General features: G+C 57.9%; 19 protein-coding genes and 1 tRNA gene. 11 read left to right on the plus strand and 9 right to left on the minus strand.

The window, feature by feature from the left end; translation table 11 throughout:
• Nucleotides 1-91 precede the first annotated feature (91 nt).
• Nucleotides 92-715: an MOSC domain-containing protein gene (locus Q355_RS0109055; RefSeq protein WP_027877510.1), complete on the plus strand. Its 624-nt coding sequence runs from the start codon at nucleotides 92-94 to the stop codon at nucleotides 713-715.
• A gap of 302 nt (nucleotides 716-1,017) precedes the next feature.
• Here the strand turns inward: Q355_RS0109055 and rplI are convergent, their stop codons facing one another.
• The 6 genes from rplI to Q355_RS0109090 all read right to left on the minus strand — a co-directional run bounded on the left by rplI (nucleotide 1,018) and on the right by Q355_RS0109090 (nucleotide 4,697).
• Nucleotides 1,018-1,467: a 50S ribosomal protein L9 gene (gene rplI, locus Q355_RS0109060; protein ID WP_027877511.1), complete on the minus strand. Its 450-nt coding sequence runs from the start codon at nucleotides 1,465-1,467 to the stop codon at nucleotides 1,018-1,020.
• 11 nt (nucleotides 1,468-1,478) lie between these two features.
• On the minus strand, nucleotides 1,479-1,760 hold the full coding sequence (gene rpsR / locus Q355_RS0109065; RefSeq protein ID WP_027877512.1) for a 30S ribosomal protein S18: 282 nt from the start codon (nucleotides 1,758-1,760) through the stop codon (nucleotides 1,479-1,481).
• An 11-nt stretch (nucleotides 1,761-1,771) separates the two neighbouring features.
• Nucleotides 1,772-2,605 (minus strand): single-stranded DNA-binding protein, encoded by an 834-nt coding sequence (locus Q355_RS0109070; protein WP_027877513.1) that lies wholly within the window; start codon nucleotides 2,603-2,605, stop codon nucleotides 1,772-1,774.
• A 143-nt stretch (nucleotides 2,606-2,748) separates the two neighbouring features.
• Nucleotides 2,749-3,063, minus strand: coding sequence for a 30S ribosomal protein S6 (gene rpsF / locus Q355_RS0109075; protein ID WP_027877514.1), 315 nt, complete (start codon nucleotides 3,061-3,063; stop codon nucleotides 2,749-2,751).
• Nucleotides 3,064-3,386: 323 nt separating this feature from the next.
• Nucleotides 3,387-4,490 (minus strand): NAD(P)/FAD-dependent oxidoreductase, encoded by a 1,104-nt coding sequence (locus tag Q355_RS0109085; protein ID WP_027877515.1) that lies wholly within the window; start codon nucleotides 4,488-4,490, stop codon nucleotides 3,387-3,389.
• Between the two features lie 132 nt (nucleotides 4,491-4,622).
• Nucleotides 4,623-4,697 (minus strand) — tRNA-Ala (locus Q355_RS0109090).
• A gap of 179 nt (nucleotides 4,698-4,876) precedes the next feature.
• Between Q355_RS0109090 and rpsB the strand changes: the two genes are divergently transcribed.
• The 10 genes from rpsB to mqnC all read left to right on the plus strand — a co-directional run bounded on the left by rpsB (nucleotide 4,877) and on the right by mqnC (nucleotide 13,518).
• A complete protein-coding gene (rpsB, locus tag Q355_RS0109095) occupies nucleotides 4,877-5,620 on the plus strand; it encodes a 30S ribosomal protein S2 (RefSeq protein ID WP_027877516.1) in 744 nt (247 codons plus the stop codon).
• Between the two features lie 97 nt (nucleotides 5,621-5,717).
• Entirely contained in the window at nucleotides 5,718-6,308 is a 591-nt protein-coding gene (gene tsf / locus Q355_RS0109100) for a translation elongation factor Ts (protein WP_027877517.1), read from the plus strand.
• Between the two features lie 141 nt (nucleotides 6,309-6,449).
• Nucleotides 6,450-7,154: a UMP kinase gene (pyrH, locus tag Q355_RS0109105; RefSeq protein WP_027877518.1), complete on the plus strand. Its 705-nt coding sequence runs from the start codon at nucleotides 6,450-6,452 to the stop codon at nucleotides 7,152-7,154.
• Between the two features lie 113 nt (nucleotides 7,155-7,267).
• Nucleotides 7,268-7,828, plus strand: a complete 561-nt coding sequence (frr, locus tag Q355_RS0109110; protein WP_027877519.1) for a ribosome recycling factor — start codon at nucleotides 7,268-7,270, stop codon at nucleotides 7,826-7,828.
• 60 nt (nucleotides 7,829-7,888) lie between these two features.
• On the plus strand, nucleotides 7,889-8,749 hold the full coding sequence (locus Q355_RS0109115; protein WP_027877520.1) for a phosphatidate cytidylyltransferase: 861 nt from the start codon (nucleotides 7,889-7,891) through the stop codon (nucleotides 8,747-8,749).
• Nucleotides 8,750-8,841: 92 nt separating this feature from the next.
• Complete coding sequence (gene dxr / locus Q355_RS0109120; protein ID WP_027877521.1) at nucleotides 8,842-9,969, plus strand: 1-deoxy-D-xylulose-5-phosphate reductoisomerase; 1,128 nt, start codon at nucleotides 8,842-8,844, stop codon at nucleotides 9,967-9,969.
• Between the two features lie 41 nt (nucleotides 9,970-10,010).
• Entirely contained in the window at nucleotides 10,011-11,024 is a 1,014-nt protein-coding gene (locus Q355_RS0109125) for a M50 family metallopeptidase (RefSeq protein ID WP_027877522.1), read from the plus strand.
• Between the two features lie 88 nt (nucleotides 11,025-11,112).
• On the plus strand, nucleotides 11,113-11,745 hold the full coding sequence (locus Q355_RS0109130; RefSeq protein ID WP_027877523.1) for a glycosyltransferase family 2 protein: 633 nt from the start codon (nucleotides 11,113-11,115) through the stop codon (nucleotides 11,743-11,745).
• A 16-nt stretch (nucleotides 11,746-11,761) separates the two neighbouring features.
• On the plus strand, nucleotides 11,762-11,998 hold the full coding sequence (locus tag Q355_RS0109135; protein WP_027877524.1) for a hypothetical protein: 237 nt from the start codon (nucleotides 11,762-11,764) through the stop codon (nucleotides 11,996-11,998).
• 386 nt (nucleotides 11,999-12,384) lie between these two features.
• Nucleotides 12,385-13,518 carry a cyclic dehypoxanthinyl futalosine synthase gene (gene mqnC / locus Q355_RS0109140; RefSeq protein WP_027877525.1) on the plus strand — a complete coding sequence of 378 codons (1,134 nt, stop codon included), beginning with the start codon at nucleotides 12,385-12,387 and terminating at the stop codon, nucleotides 13,516-13,518.
• Here the strand turns inward: mqnC and Q355_RS0109145 are convergent.
• From Q355_RS0109145 to Q355_RS0109155, 3 genes are all read right to left on the minus strand, one after another.
• Nucleotides 13,515-14,693 (minus strand): ABC transporter permease, encoded by a 1,179-nt coding sequence (locus Q355_RS0109145; protein WP_027877526.1) that lies wholly within the window; start codon nucleotides 14,691-14,693, stop codon nucleotides 13,515-13,517. The two genes, mqnC and Q355_RS0109145, sit on opposite strands and share 4 nt — an antisense overlap.
• A gap of 209 nt (nucleotides 14,694-14,902) precedes the next feature.
• Nucleotides 14,903-16,090 (minus strand): ABC transporter permease, encoded by a 1,188-nt coding sequence (locus tag Q355_RS0109150; RefSeq protein WP_027877527.1) that lies wholly within the window; start codon nucleotides 16,088-16,090, stop codon nucleotides 14,903-14,905.
• Between the two features lie 11 nt (nucleotides 16,091-16,101).
• The gene (locus Q355_RS0109155) at nucleotides 16,102-16,824 is read right to left on the minus strand and encodes an ABC transporter ATP-binding protein (RefSeq protein WP_027877528.1); all 723 of its coding nucleotides are present in this window, start codon (nucleotides 16,822-16,824) and stop codon (nucleotides 16,102-16,104) included.
• Between the last annotated feature and the right edge of the window lie 54 nt (nucleotides 16,825-16,878).

A 16,878-nucleotide genomic window follows, 5' to 3' on the forward strand; every position in this document is an offset into this window, starting at 1 on the left:
GGTAGCAACATCTCGAAAAACCAGGGTGCTCTGACAATCCCTAACGGAACGATTCAGGCGGGGTTCACATGAGAGCTGTAAAGTGTGGGAGATGCATCTGATCTCCGTCAACCTGGGCCACCCTCAGCTTCTACCTGACAAGACAACCACCGGCATCTACAAAAGCCCGGTCGAGGCCGCACAAATTTCCACTTTAGGGCTGGTCGGCGACCATATAGACGACCAGGAACACCATGGCGGCCCCGACCAAGCGGTGTATGTCTACAGCGCCGAGGACTACGACTGGTGGATGGAGCAGCTGGGCGAGGCCCTGCAACCGGGCACCTTTGGCGAGAACCTGACCTTCTCGAGCTTCGGCCCTGCGCCTTTGCGCATTGGCGACCGTTTTCGCATCGGTCAGGTTCTACTGGAAGTCTCCGCCCCCCGCATTCCCTGCGCGACCCTGGCCGCCCGCATGAATGACCCGCAGTTCGTCAAAAAGTTTCGCCAGGCCCAGCGTCCGGGGTTTTATGCTCGGGTGCTGGAGGCGGGCCAAGTTCGAAAGCAAGACCCCATCGAAAAAATTGCAGCCCCCACCCACTGCGTTACGCTGGTTGAAGTATTCAATCTGTGGTATGAGAAAGCCCCCGATGCGGCCAGGCTTCGTTGGGTTCTTACGGCTCCACTAGCCAGCCGGGCCAGAAAAACCTTTGCGGGACGGCTGCAATCAACATAGCTCTAGGGTCTTTCGCCTTGAAGGCGGTATCATATCGCTGCCCCCAAGGGCAAAAAATACGCCCGCAACGGTCTTCTTCTTGATTGGGTTGTATCAAGTCTGGCATAACAGGGGTTCCCTGAACCTGTCGAAGGGAACACCACGTAATGGATACCCGTATTGACCGTTGGGACGTTGGCTTCGACAAGCTCAGCCAACCTTATCGCACGCTTCGCAGGCGTGGACTCCCATCCAGGAGGCTTCATACTCCCGCCAAACAAAAAATGCCGCCAAATCCGGCGGCATTTCTACAGGAGCTGGCTTCAGGCCTTGTCGGCCTCCACCGAGACTTTAAGGGTCATGGGCACTTCAGGGTGGGGCTTGTAGGCCAGGGCGTAATCGCCCAGGTCTTTGATGGGCTTTTCCAGAACCAGCTTCTTGGGATCAATGGTGATCTGGTGCTGGGCTTCCAGGGCAGCGGCAATTTCGCGGCTGGTAACCGAGCCGTAGATCTTCTGGTCGCCGGCCTTTACCTTGAGCACCAGGGTAATGGGCTCGAGGAGCTCCTTTAGGCGCTCGGCCTCGGCCTTGCGTTCGGCAGCCTTCCTGGCCTGGGCGCGGATTTTAGCTTCCAGGGTCTTGAGGTTGCTCTCGGTAGCCAGCGTGGCAATTCCGCGCGGCAGCAGGTAGTTGCGGGCATAGCCCGGCTTCACGTTGACCACTGCCCCCACATCGCCGAGGTTCTCCATAGGTTCAAGCAGAATCACTTTCATTTTCCACTCCCCTATTTCCGTACCAGCTTTTCGGTGAAGGGCAACAGACCCATCATGCGGGCACGCTTGATGGTGCGGGCCAGTTTGCGCTGTTCCTGGGCGTTGAGTCCGGTGCGACGGCGGGGCAAAATTTTTCCGGTCTCGGACAGAAAACGCCGAAGAATCTCAACGTTCTTGAAGTCGGTGAGGTCGAAAGCCCCCACTGCCGCAGCCACTTTGGGTTTACGACCACGGCGCATACCACGCTCGCCACGGTCCTGGCGGTCGCCCTTAGGGCCACCACGGTTGGACATCTTCTTGGTGCTCAAAACGGTAAATCCTCCTCAGGTGGGAAATCGTCTTCCAAGCCTTCTTCAATATCTACCTTACCCGTACGGCCTTTGGCTATAGAAGCCATCTGGGAACTGTTTCCACCTGTACTTTGTCCAGTTCCACGGGCAAGTCGCTCAAGGCGGGAGAGCTCCACACGGGTGGTGAAGCGTCTTGTGCCGTCCTGAGCAGTCCAGGAGTCGTTCACCAAGCGTCCGATTAGGAACGCCCCGTCTCCTTTTTTGAGTTCTGCCGCATACTCGGCCAGCTCGCGCCAGGCCTGAGCTTCCACGTAGTGCACCTTTTCCTGCTCTCCACCCTGGCGGGTGGTGTACTTTTCGTTTATCGCCAGCGAGAGTCGGGTTACGGCGGTTCCCTGGGGCGTGTAGCGCAGCTCGGGGTCACGGGTCAGGTTGCCTACCAGCATTACGTGGTTGTAGCCATCCTTAAGGCGCTCCTGACCACGGGCATCGGTGATGGTTACCTGGCCCCGCTTACCTTCCAGACTCACAATCTCCATGCGGTCGGCACGGATGTCCAGACTGCTCTTCTTTTGCCCGTCCTGCTCCCAGGAACGGTACTCGAGCCTGCCATCCACAAACAGCGCCATACCGGCCTTCAGGGTGTCGCCCCAGAACTCTGCACTTTTCCCCAGCAGTTTAATGCGGTGGTACCAGGCCGGTTCGCGGGTCTGGCCCTGCTCGTCGGTGACGATATCGTTGCCGGCCAGGTTAAGATCCATGACAGCCAGCCCACCGGGCGTGTAGCGCAGTTCAGGGTCTTGGGTAAGGGTGCCTACAAGGGTTACGCGGTTGAGGCCTCGAGCCATACTCATCAGTCCTTTTCGTTACGGTCTTTGCTTCAGTTTATCTCTAGTAGCGCTTTTTAGTCGGCCTCTTCAGGCTTCGGGTTTTGCGCCTGGTTTGAGTTCCATTACGGTCTCGGCCTCAGAACTCAACAGCAGCCAGCAGCCTACTTCTTCTTCTGGCTGTTTCGCCATTCGGGACGGTCGCGGATGATGGTTACACGACGTACGTGCTCACGCAAGCGCAGTTCGCGCTCCAGCGCGGCATTGTTGTTACCGGCCATCTCCACCGTGTAAAAGACCACATTGCCTTCGGGGTCTTTCTGGATGGGGTAGGCCAGACGGCGGTTGCCCCAGTCGTCCACGTTTTTGATACTGGCTCCGTGGCGCTCGAGGGTAGCTTTGATGGTGTCTTTTTCTAGAGCAGACTGGGCTCCATCGAGGTTGGGGTTGAGGATGACGTTAACTTCGTACTGTGGCATGTTCACCTCCTTTCTGGCTGGCTTTACCCATAACGCCCACTTGAAGAGCGGAATGGGGCACAACGCTACGGGCGATCCTTTCGGATCACGCAAGGTGAGAGTATATCAGATGAACACCCAGTAGGCCAATTAATGTTCTGGGTTCGCGCCGTCTGAGTTTGCAGCAGTCTCGCAAGGTTTCCTCGACGCCCAGGCCACCATTACATCAAACAACACCAGCCGTTGTACGTGGGGGAATGGTGGGGGCCGCTCTCAGTGGGCCGAGTCTGTCAGCCGAGCCGGGGTGCAGATCGTGCCGACTGCTTTTCGCCGACAGCACAGGCTCAGGTTAGCAATACCGCTCCCGGCCTCCGGCTGCCATGTAAAACCCAGGCCGCTTCACGGCCCAGCAAAGCCCCCACCACGTTTCCAGTTCCGCTGTAAGCGCCAATGGCCCACACGTCGGGCCGCACCTCCTCGGCAATGGGCAGCCCGTTCGCGCTGTAGCCCACCGAGGCGGCCCAGCGGTGGGTAATGGGGGCCTCGATACCAAGTTGATGCAAAAGCGCCTCCAGGCGATGCTGCACCGTATCGCTGGGTTCATTCTGGGCCGTCCACTCGGCCTCGCCTCCGGCGTCGCGCATACCTCCCAGCGCGATGCGTCCATCGGGCAACTGCTGCCAGTAGTCGTATCCCCAGCGGCGATAGACAGGCCGCTTATAGCGCCGGGCTACCGGAGCCGTAGCCAGCATTTGCAAGCGGGCGGTGCGTACCCGGCCCTTTAGTTCGGGCAGCAGATGCTCGAGCCTCCCGTCCACCGCCACCAGTACCTTCTGGCAGCGTATGCACCCCTGGAGGGTTTGCACTTCCTGGCCACTAATCTTGTGTGCAGGGGTATTTTCAAAAAGCCGGGCCCCCGCCTCCAGGGCTTGTCGCGCTAATGTCCGACAGCGCTGCAGGGGATTGAAAGCAGCATCACTGGGAATCAGCAAGCCCTGCCCCTCTGGGCCTTCGTAGGGTTCGGCCTCAAACCCGTCGGCCCTGAGGGCCTTTAGGTGAGCGGCACAGTCCTGCAGTTCCTCCTCCGAGGCCGCAATGCGCAGCGAACCCACCGGCCAGATGGCCTCTGGTGTCTCGCGCTGCATATGGGCGATCTGCTCGAGGGTAGCCTGGTAGAGCCTTCGGGCAAGCGCAGGCCCGTGCTCGGCCACACTCTGGTGGTAAAACTTAGCCACCCCAGCCAGCAAGAACCCCCCATTGCGGCCTGCCGCCCCGCCCGCCACCGAGCCCGCATCTATCCCCACCACGGTTCGCCCCAGCCTTAGAAGCTCGAGGATGGCCGAAAGTCCCGAACCCCCCAAGCCCACCACGCAAAACTCGCTCTCGAGGTTCCCTTCCAGGTGTGGCAGGGGATGCCAGTTTCCATCATCCCAAACGGGTGTGTTCATCCCTTTAGCATATGGCTGCTAGCCGGGATTTCGCCACTCAGGAACGCTCTAGGGTCTGGGCTTCTGGCGCTGTTGCTGAAAAGCAAGAAAAATAACCTGGGTTTCCCCAGGCCTAGTCTTGGTCTGGCTTTCTGGTGGAGGCGAAGGGATTTGAACCCCCGACCTTGTCCTTGCAAAGGACCTGCTCTCCCGCTGAGCTACGCCCCCAGGGGCCAAACAGCACCAAGGAGTATAGCAATGTTTGGGACTTCCGTAAAGTGTCTCTCTCGGTTATACTCCTCCTTTGGGTGTGCCAAGCGCTGCCTGGGGTTAGGGAACGGTACCCAGGGCAAAAGCGCAGACTGCACAAATTAACGCCCGCTCCAACCGTCCCGTCAGGAGAAACTATGGCTGTCAACGTAAGCATCAAGGAACTGCTCGAGGCCGGTGTGCACTTCGGCCACGAAACCAAGCGCTGGAACCCCAAGATGAAGCGCTACATCTATGCCGAGCGCAACGGCATTTTCATTATTGACCTGCAAAAAAGCATGGTTGAGCTCGAGCGCACCTTCAAGTATGTGCAGGACCTGGCCATGCGGGGGGCCACTATCCTCTACGTAGGCACCAAAAAGCAAGCCCAAGAAATCATCCAGCAGGAAGCCGACCGAGCTGGGATGCCTTATGTCAACCAGCGCTGGCTGGGTGGGATGCTGACCAATTTCCGCACCATCACTGCTCAGGTAAACCGCTTAGCCGAGCTCGAGGCCCTCTTTGCCTCCGATGAAATCAAAGAGCGGGTCAAGACCGAGCAGGTGAAACTTCAGCACGAGCTCGAGCGCTTGCAAAAAAACCTTGGTGGTTTCCGCAAGCTGCGCCGTCTGCCCGACGCCATTTTCGTAGTAGACCCCACCAAGGAAGCCATCGCCGTTAAGGAAGCCCGCAAACTGGGCATTCCGGTGATCGCCCTGGCCGATACCGACTCCGACCCCGATGTCTGCGACTACATCGTTCCCGGCAACGACGACGCCATCCGCTCGATTCAGCTCATCGTAAGCCGCATGACCGACCTGATTGTGGAGGCTCGTGGCGGCGGACGTGAGGTTTCTGCCGCTGCCAGCAGCGACCAGGCCACTGAAGTAGCCGAAGCGTAAGCAGGGCCAGGCGTCGCCAACGAGAGCCATAAGTGCTCGGGCACGCCCACCCACTTAGCGCCACTCATGCGCAAAAATCGTACAAGAGGTGAAACCAATGACACAACTTGAGCAAATCAAAAAACTCCGCGAGCAAACCGGCGCTGGCATGAGCGATGTCAAGAAAGCCCTGGAAGATGCAGGCTGGGACATGGAAAAAGCCACCACTCTGCTGCGCGAACGGGGCGCCCTCAAAGCCGCCAAAAAAGCCGATCGCGAGGCCCGGGAGGGCATCATCGGTTCCTACATCCACCACAACCAGCGGGTGGGGGTGCTGGTCGAGCTCAACTCCGAAACCGATTTCGTAGCCCGCAACGAAGAGTTCCAGCGTCTGGCCAAGGACATCGCCATGCACATCGCCATGGCCAACCCTCGTTACGTTAGCATCGAGGAAGTTTCTCAGGAAGACCTCGAGAAAGAAAAAGCCATCTATATTCAGCAGCTCCTCAACGAAGGCAAGCCGCAGAACATCGCCGAAAAGGCCGCCGAGGGCCGCCTTAAGAAATTCTACGAGGAGATGGTTCTTTTAGAGCAGCCTTTCGTAAAAGACGATAAAATCAAGGTGGGCGACTTGATCAAGGCCGCTATCGCCAAGATTGGTGAAAACATCCAGATCAAGCGCTTCTGCCGATTTGAAGTTGGAGCGTAGGGCATGGGCAGCCAGGGTCGAGAGTCGCAAGGCTTTCGACCCTTTGCTTTTGCAAGGGGCAGACGGACTTTGGTCGAGAGCGGTCGTACCTAAATACAGCTATTACCCTGCCCAACAACAAGCTGCGGCAAAGGGGGCCGGATGAAATACAAGCGGGTTCTGCTCAAACTATCGGGTGAATTTATGAGTGGCAATGGGTTTGGTATCCAGCCCGAGGCCACCAAAGCGCTGGCTCAAGAGGTGGCCAAGGCCCATCAGCTTGGTGTGCAGGTCGCGATTGTGGTAGGTGGTGGCAATTTCTGGCGTGGAGCACGCCAGGGGGTGGGCATGGATCGCGCCAGCGCCGATTACATTGGGATGCTGGCCACCATCATGAATGCGCTGGCTTTGCAGGATGCGCTCGAGTACATCGGTGTGCCAACACGTGTTCAGACCTCACTAACCATTCAGCAGGTAGCCGAACCCTACATAAGACGACGGGCCATCCGACATCTGGAAAAAGGCCGGGTGGTTATTTTTGGTGGTGGAACCGGCAACCCCTTTGTTACCACCGATACCGCCGCAGCCCTGCGTGGCCTGGAGATGAACGTGGACGCCGTACTGATGGCTAAAAATAAGGTGGACGGGGTCTATAGCGACGACCCCCGAAAGAACCCAGAAGCCAGGAAGTTCGACGACCTCACCTACCATCAAGCCCTGGTCGAGGGCCTGCAGGTTATGGATGCTACGGCCATGGCTTTATGCCAGGAACAAAACATGCCCATCGTGGTCTTCGATATGTTTACCGAGGGCAATTTAGAGAGAATCATCAGGGGTGAGCGGGTAGGAACCCTGGTGCACAGCTAGCGTCTTGCCCAGCCCTGGCCGCGCTCCCCGGCAGTTCAGGAGGGTTGCCCCAACCGTCAAACTCGCGCCCATCTGGCACTTTTAGGGGTAAGCTATCCCAGACCCAGGAGGGAATCATGCTCAAAGACCTGTACAACGAAACCAGACAGCACATGCAAAAATCGCTGGAAGCCCTCGAGCACCACCTCGCCACCATGCGTACCGGAAGGGCCAATCCCGCCATTCTCAGCAACATCAAAGTGGAGTATTACGGTTCCGCCATGCCCCTGAACCAGGTCGGTACAGTCTCTTCGCCAGACCCCCGCACCCTGGTGATTCAGTCGTGGGATCCGGGCATGCTCAAGGAGATCGAAAAAGCCATCCGCGACTCCGATCTTGGCCTGAACCCCACCAACAAAGGCGATGCGTTGTACATTAACATTCCGCCCTTAACCGAAGAACGCCGCCGCGATCTGGTCAAGTCGGTCAAACATTACGCAGAAGAAGCCCGTATCGCCGTGCGAAACATCCGGCGCGAAGCGCTGGACAAGACCAAAAAGTTGGAAAAAGACCTGCACCTCTCCGAAGACGAGATCAAACGCGCCGAGGCCGAAATTCAAAAAATCACCGACGAGTTCATTCATAAAATTGACGAGGCCCTGAACAAAAAAGAGCAGGAAATTCTGAAGGGCTGAGGTACCTGTCCACAAGCCCCCTCCGGATCGCCGCCAAAACCTGCTGATATCCTTTAACCCGTGGTGCCCGAAGCCCGACCAGACCCCTCGCTGCCCACCCGTGTGATCTCCTCACTGATCGGGGTGGTGGTGTTGTTTGTGGTGCTGTGGGAAGGTCGCGTTTTTATGTTTTTGGCCCTGGTATTCATCCTGGTGGTGGGTTCGCTCGAGCTCCGCTATATGCTTCGCAACAAGGGCATCGAGCTGAATATGGCCTTCCTGATTGGCGGGGGGCTGGTCATGCTGCTCTTCAGCCTGCCCCAGCTCCACGACATCTACCCCGGCGTGCCCTGGCGGGAAATTGCCTTAGGCCTGGTGCTGATTGGTGCATTTAGCTCGGAGCTAATCGTTGGCGCCAACATCCAGCGGTTTGCCTACAGCCTGATGGCCTTTTTGTACCTGCCCTGGACCCTGGGGTTTTTCCTGCTGTTGCGCCACTCCCCCGACGGCAACGTGGGGCTTTGGATTCTGGCGCTGCCTTTGATTACTAGCTTTGCCAACGATATTGGGGGCTATTTTGTGGGGCGTTACCTGGGAAAGCGCAAATTGGCACCCACCATAAGCCCCGGCAAAACCGTCGAAGGCTCCATTGGCGGTATTGTCACCAGCTTTGTACTGCTGTTCCTTTTTACCACCATCGTGCGCTCGGCCTATCCCGAAAGCCCCTTCGCCTTATTCAGGCCGGTAGAGTTGTTTGTGGTCAACCTGGTGCTCTCTTTTGCCGCCCAGCTCGGCGACCTGACCGAATCCATGCTCAAGCGCTACTGCGGCGTAAAGGACTCAGGTCACTTCCTGCCAGGCCACGGCGGTCTGCTCGACCGCCTGGACTCGCACCTGTTCACTGTGCCCCTCACCTACTATCTGCTGACCATCTTCATGTAGTGAGCAAAGCGGGTGTCTACAACTTTGAGTTCCAAAACACCTTGCGGGTCTGCTTACAGACCCAGGCCGCCAAACCTGTACACTGACCCACAATGAGCGAAACTTCCAAACGCGTTGTTGTACTGGGCTCTACCGGCTCCATTGGCACCCAGACCCTGGATGTCTGTCGCTGGCGCGGCTACCGGGTGGTGGGGCTGGTGGCGGGCAAGAACCTCGAGCTGCTTTCGCAGCAGATCGCGCAATTTCACCCCGAAGCAGTAGCAGCCGACCCCGCAGTGCTGCCAGTTCTCCGAGAACGTTTCCCCAAACTGCACATTGCAGATGCCCTCGAGGTGGCCGCCTGGCCCGCCGAGGTGGTGGTGGGGGCCATCCCGGGCCTGGCAGGTCTGCCCGGTGTGCGTGTGGCAGTGCAGCAAGGGCGCCGTATGGCCCTGGCCAACAAGGAAAGCATGGTGGCCGCCGGGCCGCTCTTATGGCAGGAGGCCGCACAGCACGGGGCCGAGATTATCCCGGTGGATTCGGAGCACTCGGCCATCTTCCAGAGCCTAGTGGGGGAACCCTTCCAAGACGTTGCCGAGCTGATTCTTACCGCATCTGGGGGCCCTTTCCTGCACGAACCCGCCGACCTTTCCAGCGTGACCCCCCAAATGGCCCTAAACCACCCCCGCTGGAAGATGGGCCCCAAGGTGACCATTGACTCATCCACCCTGTTCAACAAAGGCTTGGAAGTTCTGGAGGCCGTACAGCTATTTAGGGTGCCGATCGAAAAAGTAAAGGTGCAGATTCACCCGCAGTCGTATGTGCACTCGATGGTGCGCTTTCAGGACGGCAACATCAAAGCCCAGCTCGGGCCTACCGACATGCGGCTGGCCATCCAGTACGCCCTGACCTACCCTCAAAGGCCCCCCACACCTTTGCGCGATGCACCTATACCCGAGCGCCTGGAGTTTTTTCCCCCCGACACCCAGCGCTTCCCGGCCCTGGCCCTGGCCTACCAGGCCGGGCGCATGGGGGGACTGGCCCCGGCGGTGCTCAACGCCGCCGACGAGGTTGCGGTAGAGGCTTTCTTGAAGGGCCAGATCGGTTACCTCGAGATTCCCTGGCTGCTGGAAAAAGTGTTGCAGCAGACCCCCAGCGGCCCGCTCACCTGGGACAATATCTTCCAGGCCGACCTCGAGGCCCGCGAGCTGGCTCGAGAACTGCTGGAAGTAAAGGTCTGAAGATGAATCTTTCCGGCCTTCAAAACTGTGCGGGGTAAAGCATGAGCATCCTCTGGTTTCTTCTAATCATTTCCATCAGTATCTTCGTTCACGAGCTGGGCCACTACCTGGCCGCCCGGGTTCAGGGGGTAGGGGTCAAGAACTTTGGGCTAGGCTTTGGCCCGACCCTGCTCAAGTTTGACCGCTGGGGAACCACTTTTCGACTTAATGCCATTCCGTTGGGGGGCTATGCCGAAATTGAAGGCATGATGCCCGGCGATACCCACGGCTACGCGCGGTTGTCGGGCTTGGGCAAGTTTTTCATTCTAGTTGCCGGGGTTGTGATGAACCTGCTGCTGGCCTGGGGGGTGCTGGGGGCTCTCTCCTCTATTCAGGGCATCCCTCAGACCCAGGCCATCGTGACCGAGGTGCTCCCTGGCAGCCTGGCCGAGCAAGCTGGTTTTAAGGTGGGCGACCGCATTCTTAGCCTGAATGGGGTGAAGCTCGAGTCCTACGACCAGGTCACGCGCTTCCGCCAGACCCCCGGCGAAAAGGTTTTTGTGGTGCTGCGCGATGGGGTCGAAACCACGGTGCGCTTCAACTGGGACAACACCCAGACCCGGCTGGGCATCGTCTACCGGCCCGAAGTCATCGGCTATACCCGCATCAATTTCTTTCAGGGCTTTGCTCGAGCTATCGGCGAAACAGTGGTGGCCGTGCCGCGCTTCGTGCAGGAGTTCGTGGGAAGCATCGTCCGCATCCTGAGCGGCCAGCAAGCCCAGGGCGTCGCAGGGCCGGTAGGTATTGTCAACATCACGGGGCAAGCGGCGCAACAGGGGCTGAGTACCCTGGTGGGGCTGCTGGCAGTCATCAACCTTTCGCTGGCCGTGTTCAACCTCTTGCCCATTCCTGGCCTCGATGGGGGTCGTATCCTGGTGCTCTTTGCCAATGCGATCAGCGGTGGACGCATCAAACCCGAGACCGAAGCCCGCCTCTCGTATGGGGGCTTTATCTTTTTAATTCTCCTGATTGTGCTGGTAACCATCAACGATATCCGCAACCTGGTGGGCGGCTAACCTCGAGCGCCAACCTCATGACGCCGACCAAAGCCCAGCAGCGAATTGTTTCTGCTCATTGAGCAGCAAGTTGGTAAAATAGGCCACAGTGGACACCACGGTGCTGATTCCCGCCTACAACGAAGAAGCGCAGATCGAGGCTGTGGTAGCCGCTGCGCGGGATGCCGGTTTGCCGGTTCTGGTAGTGGACGACGGCTCCACCGACCGAACCGCCGAAAGAGCCGAACGGGCTGGGGCACGGGTGTTGCGGCTGCCAGAGAACCGCGGCAAAAGCCAGGCCCTGGCCTGTGGGCTGGCCCATGTCCAAACCCCCTATCTATTGCTGCTCGATGCTGACTTAGTTGGACTAAAAGCAAAACACTTGCTGGAAATACTCGAGCCTGTTCGCAGCGGCAAGCTGGACATGGCCATCGGTGTATTTAAGTCGGGTGGACTGATGACCGATTTCGGCAACCGGGCCACCCCTTTCTTGTCGGGCCAGCGTGCCTGTAAGACCGACTGGCTCAAAGGTGTGCCCAACTTAACTCAAGAACGGTGGCCCGAGCCGGCCATTACCGACCACCTGAGCCGCAGCCAGGCCCGCTGGGCCTATGTGGAACTCCGCGGGGCCGGTCAAGTAATGAAGGAGCAGAAACGCGGCTTCTGGAGGGGCCTGGGTCTGCGCTTGAAAATGTACGCTTCTATTTTGCGCTACCGGTTCTCAGGAAAAACTCGAGCCTAAGTTTTCCTGACATCAAATGCCTAGATTTACAGAACCGGAGGTTGATACGCGAATAGAAGTGGCCGTGATGATGCAGGTACACGTCCCCGACAATACCGACCTCGACGATCTAAATATCAAGATTGACGAAGAGGGTCTGCGCTTTATGAGCAAAGGCCGCGTTATGGCCGATGCCAGCCACATCGAAGACTACTACATCGACGATATCGAGTCGGAAGATGAGGACTGGGACGAGGATGAGGACGAGGACTAAGACCCCAACCGTCCAGTCTTCCTCTTCGTAGGATGCCTTGCAAATGCCGAATTTCAAGGTCATGATGCAAAAAATCTCGGCTAATACCAGATTCGGTTAGTTCGTCGCCGAACGGTGACGAACTAACCCGACCGAAGGGATACGCTTTCTTCGCCGAGCGCAGCGAGGGGTGTGCTCTAGGATTCAAAAAGATAGCCTCTTAGCGCTTTTTGTTTGAAGATTATCTTTTTGAATCCGGTATAAGTTGGGCGCTCCAGCCTAAAGGGATTCCAAAAGCCTTTAGCAAAGCGGTTGCGACACTTTCGAGCCAGTGGCCGATCAACCATCAAGCCAGCAGGGGTTGTTTGTCCTACTATTTCCAGAAAACCACTTAGTAGAATGGAGGCATGGATGTTTTGAGCCGCGCAGTAGCGGGCGAACGACTCTCCGCCAACGAGATACGCGACCTATACCAGCTCCCCTTACCCGACGTAGCTGCAGCAGCCCACGAGCTGCGGTTGCAGCGCGGCAACCCCCAGGTCGTTACCTACCTGATCGACCGCAATATCAATTACACCAACATCTGCAATGTGGCCTGTAACTTTTGCGCCTTCTACCGCACCAAGCGGCAGGGCGATGCCTATGTGCTTTCCTTCGAGGAGATTGGCCGCAAAATTGAAGAGCTCATGCAAATTGGCGGGCGGCGCATCCTGATGCAAGGGGGGGTCAACCCCGACCTGCCCTTTGAGTGGTACCTGGATCTGTTGCGCTACTTGAAGCAGCACTACCCCGAGGTGCGCGTTGACGCTTTTAGCCCCGAAGAGATTCTGGGCCTGGAAAAGATTACCGGGCGCGACTGCCGCGAACTGCTAACAGAGCTCAAAGAAGCAGGTCTGGACGGCCTGCCGGGCGCGGGCGGCGAGATTCTGGTGGACGAGGTGCGGGCCAAAGCGGCTCCTGCCCGCATCAAGAGCCGCGACTGGTTCCGCATCCTGGACACCGCCCAGAGTCTGGGACTCTACACCATTGCCACCATGGTCATCGGCTTTGGTGAGACCTATGAACAGCGCATCGCCCACCTGCTCCAGATCCGCCTTCAGCAGGAAAAGGCCCTACGCGAGTACGGGCAGGGCTTCGCGGCCTTTGCCATGTGGACGCTGCAAACCGAGCACACCCGCCTAAAGGGCAAGGCGCCGGGGGCCAGTGCCCACGAGTATCTGCAGCAGCTTTCCATCGCACGCATTGCCCTGGACAACATTCCCAACCTGCAGGCCAGTTGGCCCAGCATGGGCTTCAAGGTGGCCCAGGCCGCGCTTTATTACGGGGCCAACGACTTTGGCTCTACCATGCTGGAAGAAAACGTGGTCAGCGCAGCAGGTGGTCACAACCGCACCCACGCTACGGTGCGCCAGATTGTGCGGCACATTGCCGACGCAGGCTTTATCCCCGCCGAGCGCGACCCCTTTTACAACATCAAGCAGTACCCGGACGTAGAGGCCATCCTGAGCGAGAAGCCGCCGGTGGCGCTGCCGCTGGCTTAGTTGCGAAAAACAACGTCCTCTCGGCTAAAATTTCTGAAGGCCAGGTACAGCACCAGCAAACCATACACCAGGGTGGAAACCCAGGTCAGGCCAAGCTGCCAGGGGCTCGAGGTTCCCTTCACGATGGCATCTATCGCCACCACAACCCCCAGGCCGGGCAGGACAAAAAACCAGTCCTGGACTTTGATGAAATCGAACACAAAAAAAAGCAAAAGCGGCGACATCACCAACATATCCAAAGGGTCAAAATAAATGTTGGCCTCACGGTAGGTGCGGGCAAAAATGCCCAGCGCCAGCATCGCTGCTACCACAAAAAAAGCCAGAAGCACCGAGGTGAGAAAGATCGCTGCCAGGTCGGCTGGCTCGAGGGCCAGTGTTCCCAACTGCACTTCAAGGTCATCGGGCAAAGCCTGAATCTGGCCCGAAAAGCCCATCCTGACAAACATGCTTCCCAAAACGACCCCAATAAACGAAGTCGTGGCAGGGAAAACCGTTGCCACCAAAACAGCCAGCCCCTTGCCTAGAAGTAGCTTCCAGGGCGCTACAGGCGCAGAAAGCAAGGCCTCTATGGTGCCCTTTTCTTTCTCTCCTACCGTGGCCTCGAGGGCCATGGCCTGTCCTCCCGAGATAAGCAGACCCACCAGCATAAGGGGAATGATGAGTGCCAGTAGGCCCAGGGACTGCTCTCGTTCACTGGCCGCCTTCTGGGTCTCGATGGTGAAGGGCTCGAGGTCTACCAGGCCCAGCCCACGGGATTGCAGGCGCTCGAGCAAAACCTGTTCTTTATACCGCTGCAAAACTTGCCGGGTCTGCTCGGTTGCTGCCGAAAGCCGCAGACTGAGAAAACTGTTTTGGTCAAAGATGGTGTAGCGCCCCTCGGAGTAGATCAGTCCAACCGCCGCAAGCCGCTCTCGAACAGCCTTGCGCGGGTCAGGGCTGGACTGCACTACAAAATTGGCCTGCCGCAGAAGAATCTGAACCTCTTGGGACACCCCTTTGATGGCCACAATCTGCGGCCTGCTTTGGGCTTGCTGTAAGAAGTGACCCATCAACAGTAAAGGTAGGTTGATCAGCAAGGGCATAATCACCAACGGCAAAAAAACCATTAGCCAAAAACGATCCTCGCGCACATAGGTCAAAAGCTCCTTACGGGCAATTTTCAGCGCATCCTTCACCTCAACGCCTCCTCACAGCCAGCCTACGCATTCAAACATCAGGTCCTGGTGCTTTTGACATCAGCGCACGATTCTAAGCCAGGCAGAACACAGCATCGCCGCTTGGGTTCGGTGGAATCTACCTGACATGCCCTCAACCTACTCGCGCAGAACTACCGTCAGTGCATCAAGAATGAAAACTTGTGGTTCCCCCGGCCTGATCTCTCAGGCTAGTTTCTAAACACCACATCCTCCCGCTGGAAGTTGCGGTAGGCCAGGTAAAGGGCCAGTCCAGCGTAGAGCAGGGTGGAAGCCCAGGTATTGCTGAGTTGAGCCACGGTAGCAGCGCCCTTGACAATAGAATCCAGCGCTAGCACCACGCCCACGAAGGGCAGGGCAAAATACCAGTCTTGCAGTTTGAGAAAATCGGAGAACTGAAGAAACAGGATGGGAATAATCATCACCAGCATCAAAGGGCTCATGTAGCTTTGGGCCTCTTTGAAGGTGCGGGCATAGAGGCCCAGCGAGATCATGATGGCAATCACCAGCAGGGCAAACAATACCGCCGTGAGGACGATGGAAAGGTAGCCCAGCGGGTCCAGGGCCAAAGCACCTCCCAACTGAACCGCGTTCCCTCCATTTTGGACTGCTTGAATCTGCACGGCAAAAAGATTGCGAAACACACCCCCGCCCAGCAAGAGCCCGGCAATTGCAGCAAAGGTCGAGAGCAACGACATCACAAATACCGCCAGCCCCTTGCCCAGCAAAATCTGGACAAGCGGTACAGGGGCCGCCAGGAGGGCCTCGAGCGTTCCTTTTTCCTTCTCACCCGCCGTAGCATCCACCGCCACCGGCATTCCACCCGATTGAATGAACACGATCAGGAAATATGGGATCAGAAAAGCGAACAGGCCCGCTGCTTGCTCCTGCTCGCGCGAAGCATCTTTGGTTTCGACCTGGAAAGGTTCCAGTACTTCTGGACTAACACCCTTGGCTCGGAGCTGCTCGGCCACTACCTGGTCTTTGTAGGTACTCAAAGCGTTCTGCACTTTTTCGACCACCAATGCGCTCTGGGTAGCCCCGCCAGAAAGCCTGCCGTAGAGAGTGTAGACGCCGTTCTCAAATACCAATGCGGCTTCCACCTCACGGTTCTGCACCGCTTGCTGGGGGTTGACAATCTCGATCGGCTCGACTCTGGCTTTCCTTAGCTCCTCCAGTACAACCGCTGGAACCCCAACCACCCCCACTTTCTGCACCGACTCCTGGGTTTGTCGCGCAGCATTGCCAAATAGAAGAATCGGCCCGAACATCAGCACCGGCATAATCACAATCGGCAGAATTATGGTAGTGAAGAGCACCCGGCGCTCGCGCACCACGCTCAGCAGCTCCTTGCGGGCAATGATCAGGATTTCGTTCATGCGCCTACCCCTCACGCGGCCTGTTCCAGACGCCGGATGAAGGCCCGCTCGAGGTTGCCCGAGCCAAGCTCGAGGGCTTCCTGCAGACTCCCTTCATATACCAGCAAGCCTTTGTCAATAAAGCCCACGCGGTCGCAGACCTCCTGGGCCTCGCTCATCACGTGGGTCGAGTAGATCAGGGTTTTGCCCAGATCCACATACGCCCGCACAAAATCGAGCAAGGCCCGCCGGGCAAACACATCCAGCCCCGCAGTGGCTTCGTCCAGCAGCAAGACCTGGGGCTGGTGCAGGATGGCCCTGGCGATCACAATTTTTTGCTGCATGCCGGTAGACATGTCCTTGACCTGCTTATTCAGTACCGACTGCTCGATGTGCAGCAAATCGGCAGCCCAGGCAATGCGCTCTTTGAGCCTGGGCCCCCACAGGTCGTAGAAGCTGCCAAAGAAGTCCAGCACCTCGTAGCCGGTGAGCCGGTCGTAGACCTTCATGCCACCGTTGACGATGCCCAGGTTGCGGCGCACCTCCAGCGACTCTCGCACCACATCGTAGCCCGCCACCTTTACGCTTCCGGCAGTGGGCTTGAGCAAGGTAGCCAGCACCCGCAAAGTGGTGGTTTTGCCCGCGCCGTTGGGGCCCAAAAGGCCATACGCCTCTTTGGCCTTTACCGCAAACGAAATGCCCTTTACCGCCACGAACTTCCGATAGGCTTTTTGCAGGTTAGAGACTTCAATCATGTTGCCCCCGTGTGCTCGTTCTGATTGCAGCAAAACCAACGCTCCGCTGGTTGC

It is taken from the genome of Meiothermus cerbereus DSM 11376 (assembly GCF_000620065.1).
GTDB lineage: Bacteria > Deinococcota > Deinococci > Deinococcales > Thermaceae > Meiothermus > Meiothermus cerbereus.

Bases quoted from the DNA above. Each gene is read 5' to 3' on its own strand.
- rpsR (WP_027877512.1), bottom strand. From the start codon at position 1,760: ATGTCCAACCGTGGTGGCCCTAAGGGCGACCGCCAGGACCGTGGCGAG.
- Q355_RS0109070 (WP_027877513.1), bottom strand. From the start codon at position 2,605: ATGGCTCGAGGCCTCAACCGCGTAACCCTTGTAGGCACCCTTACCCAA.
- rpsB (WP_027877516.1), top strand. From the start codon at position 4,877: ATGGCTGTCAACGTAAGCATCAAGGAACTGCTCGAGGCCGGTGTGCAC.
- Q355_RS0109155 (WP_027877528.1), bottom strand. From the start codon at position 16,824: ATGATTGAAGTCTCTAACCTGCAAAAAGCCTATCGGAAGTTCGTGGCG.
- mqnC (WP_027877525.1), top strand. From the start codon at position 12,385: ATGGATGTTTTGAGCCGCGCAGTAGCGGGCGAACGACTCTCCGCCAAC.
- pyrH (WP_027877518.1), top strand. From the start codon at position 6,450: ATGAAATACAAGCGGGTTCTGCTCAAACTATCGGGTGAATTTATGAGT.
- dxr (WP_027877521.1), top strand. From the start codon at position 8,842: ATGAGCGAAACTTCCAAACGCGTTGTTGTACTGGGCTCTACCGGCTCC.
- Q355_RS0109125 (WP_027877522.1), top strand. From the start codon at position 10,011: ATGAGCATCCTCTGGTTTCTTCTAATCATTTCCATCAGTATCTTCGTT.
- Q355_RS0109135 (WP_027877524.1), top strand. From the start codon at position 11,762: ATGCCTAGATTTACAGAACCGGAGGTTGATACGCGAATAGAAGTGGCC.
- Q355_RS0109085 (WP_027877515.1), bottom strand. From the start codon at position 4,490: ATGAACACACCCGTTTGGGATGATGGAAACTGGCATCCCCTGCCACAC.
- rpsF (WP_027877514.1), bottom strand. From the start codon at position 3,063: ATGCCACAGTACGAAGTTAACGTCATCCTCAACCCCAACCTCGATGGA.
- tsf (WP_027877517.1), top strand. From the start codon at position 5,718: ATGACACAACTTGAGCAAATCAAAAAACTCCGCGAGCAAACCGGCGCT.
- rplI (WP_027877511.1), bottom strand. From the start codon at position 1,467: ATGAAAGTGATTCTGCTTGAACCTATGGAGAACCTCGGCGATGTGGGG.
- Q355_RS0109055 (WP_027877510.1), top strand. From the start codon at position 92: ATGCATCTGATCTCCGTCAACCTGGGCCACCCTCAGCTTCTACCTGAC.
- Q355_RS0109150 (WP_027877527.1), bottom strand. From the start codon at position 16,090: ATGAACGAAATCCTGATCATTGCCCGCAAGGAGCTGCTGAGCGTGGTG.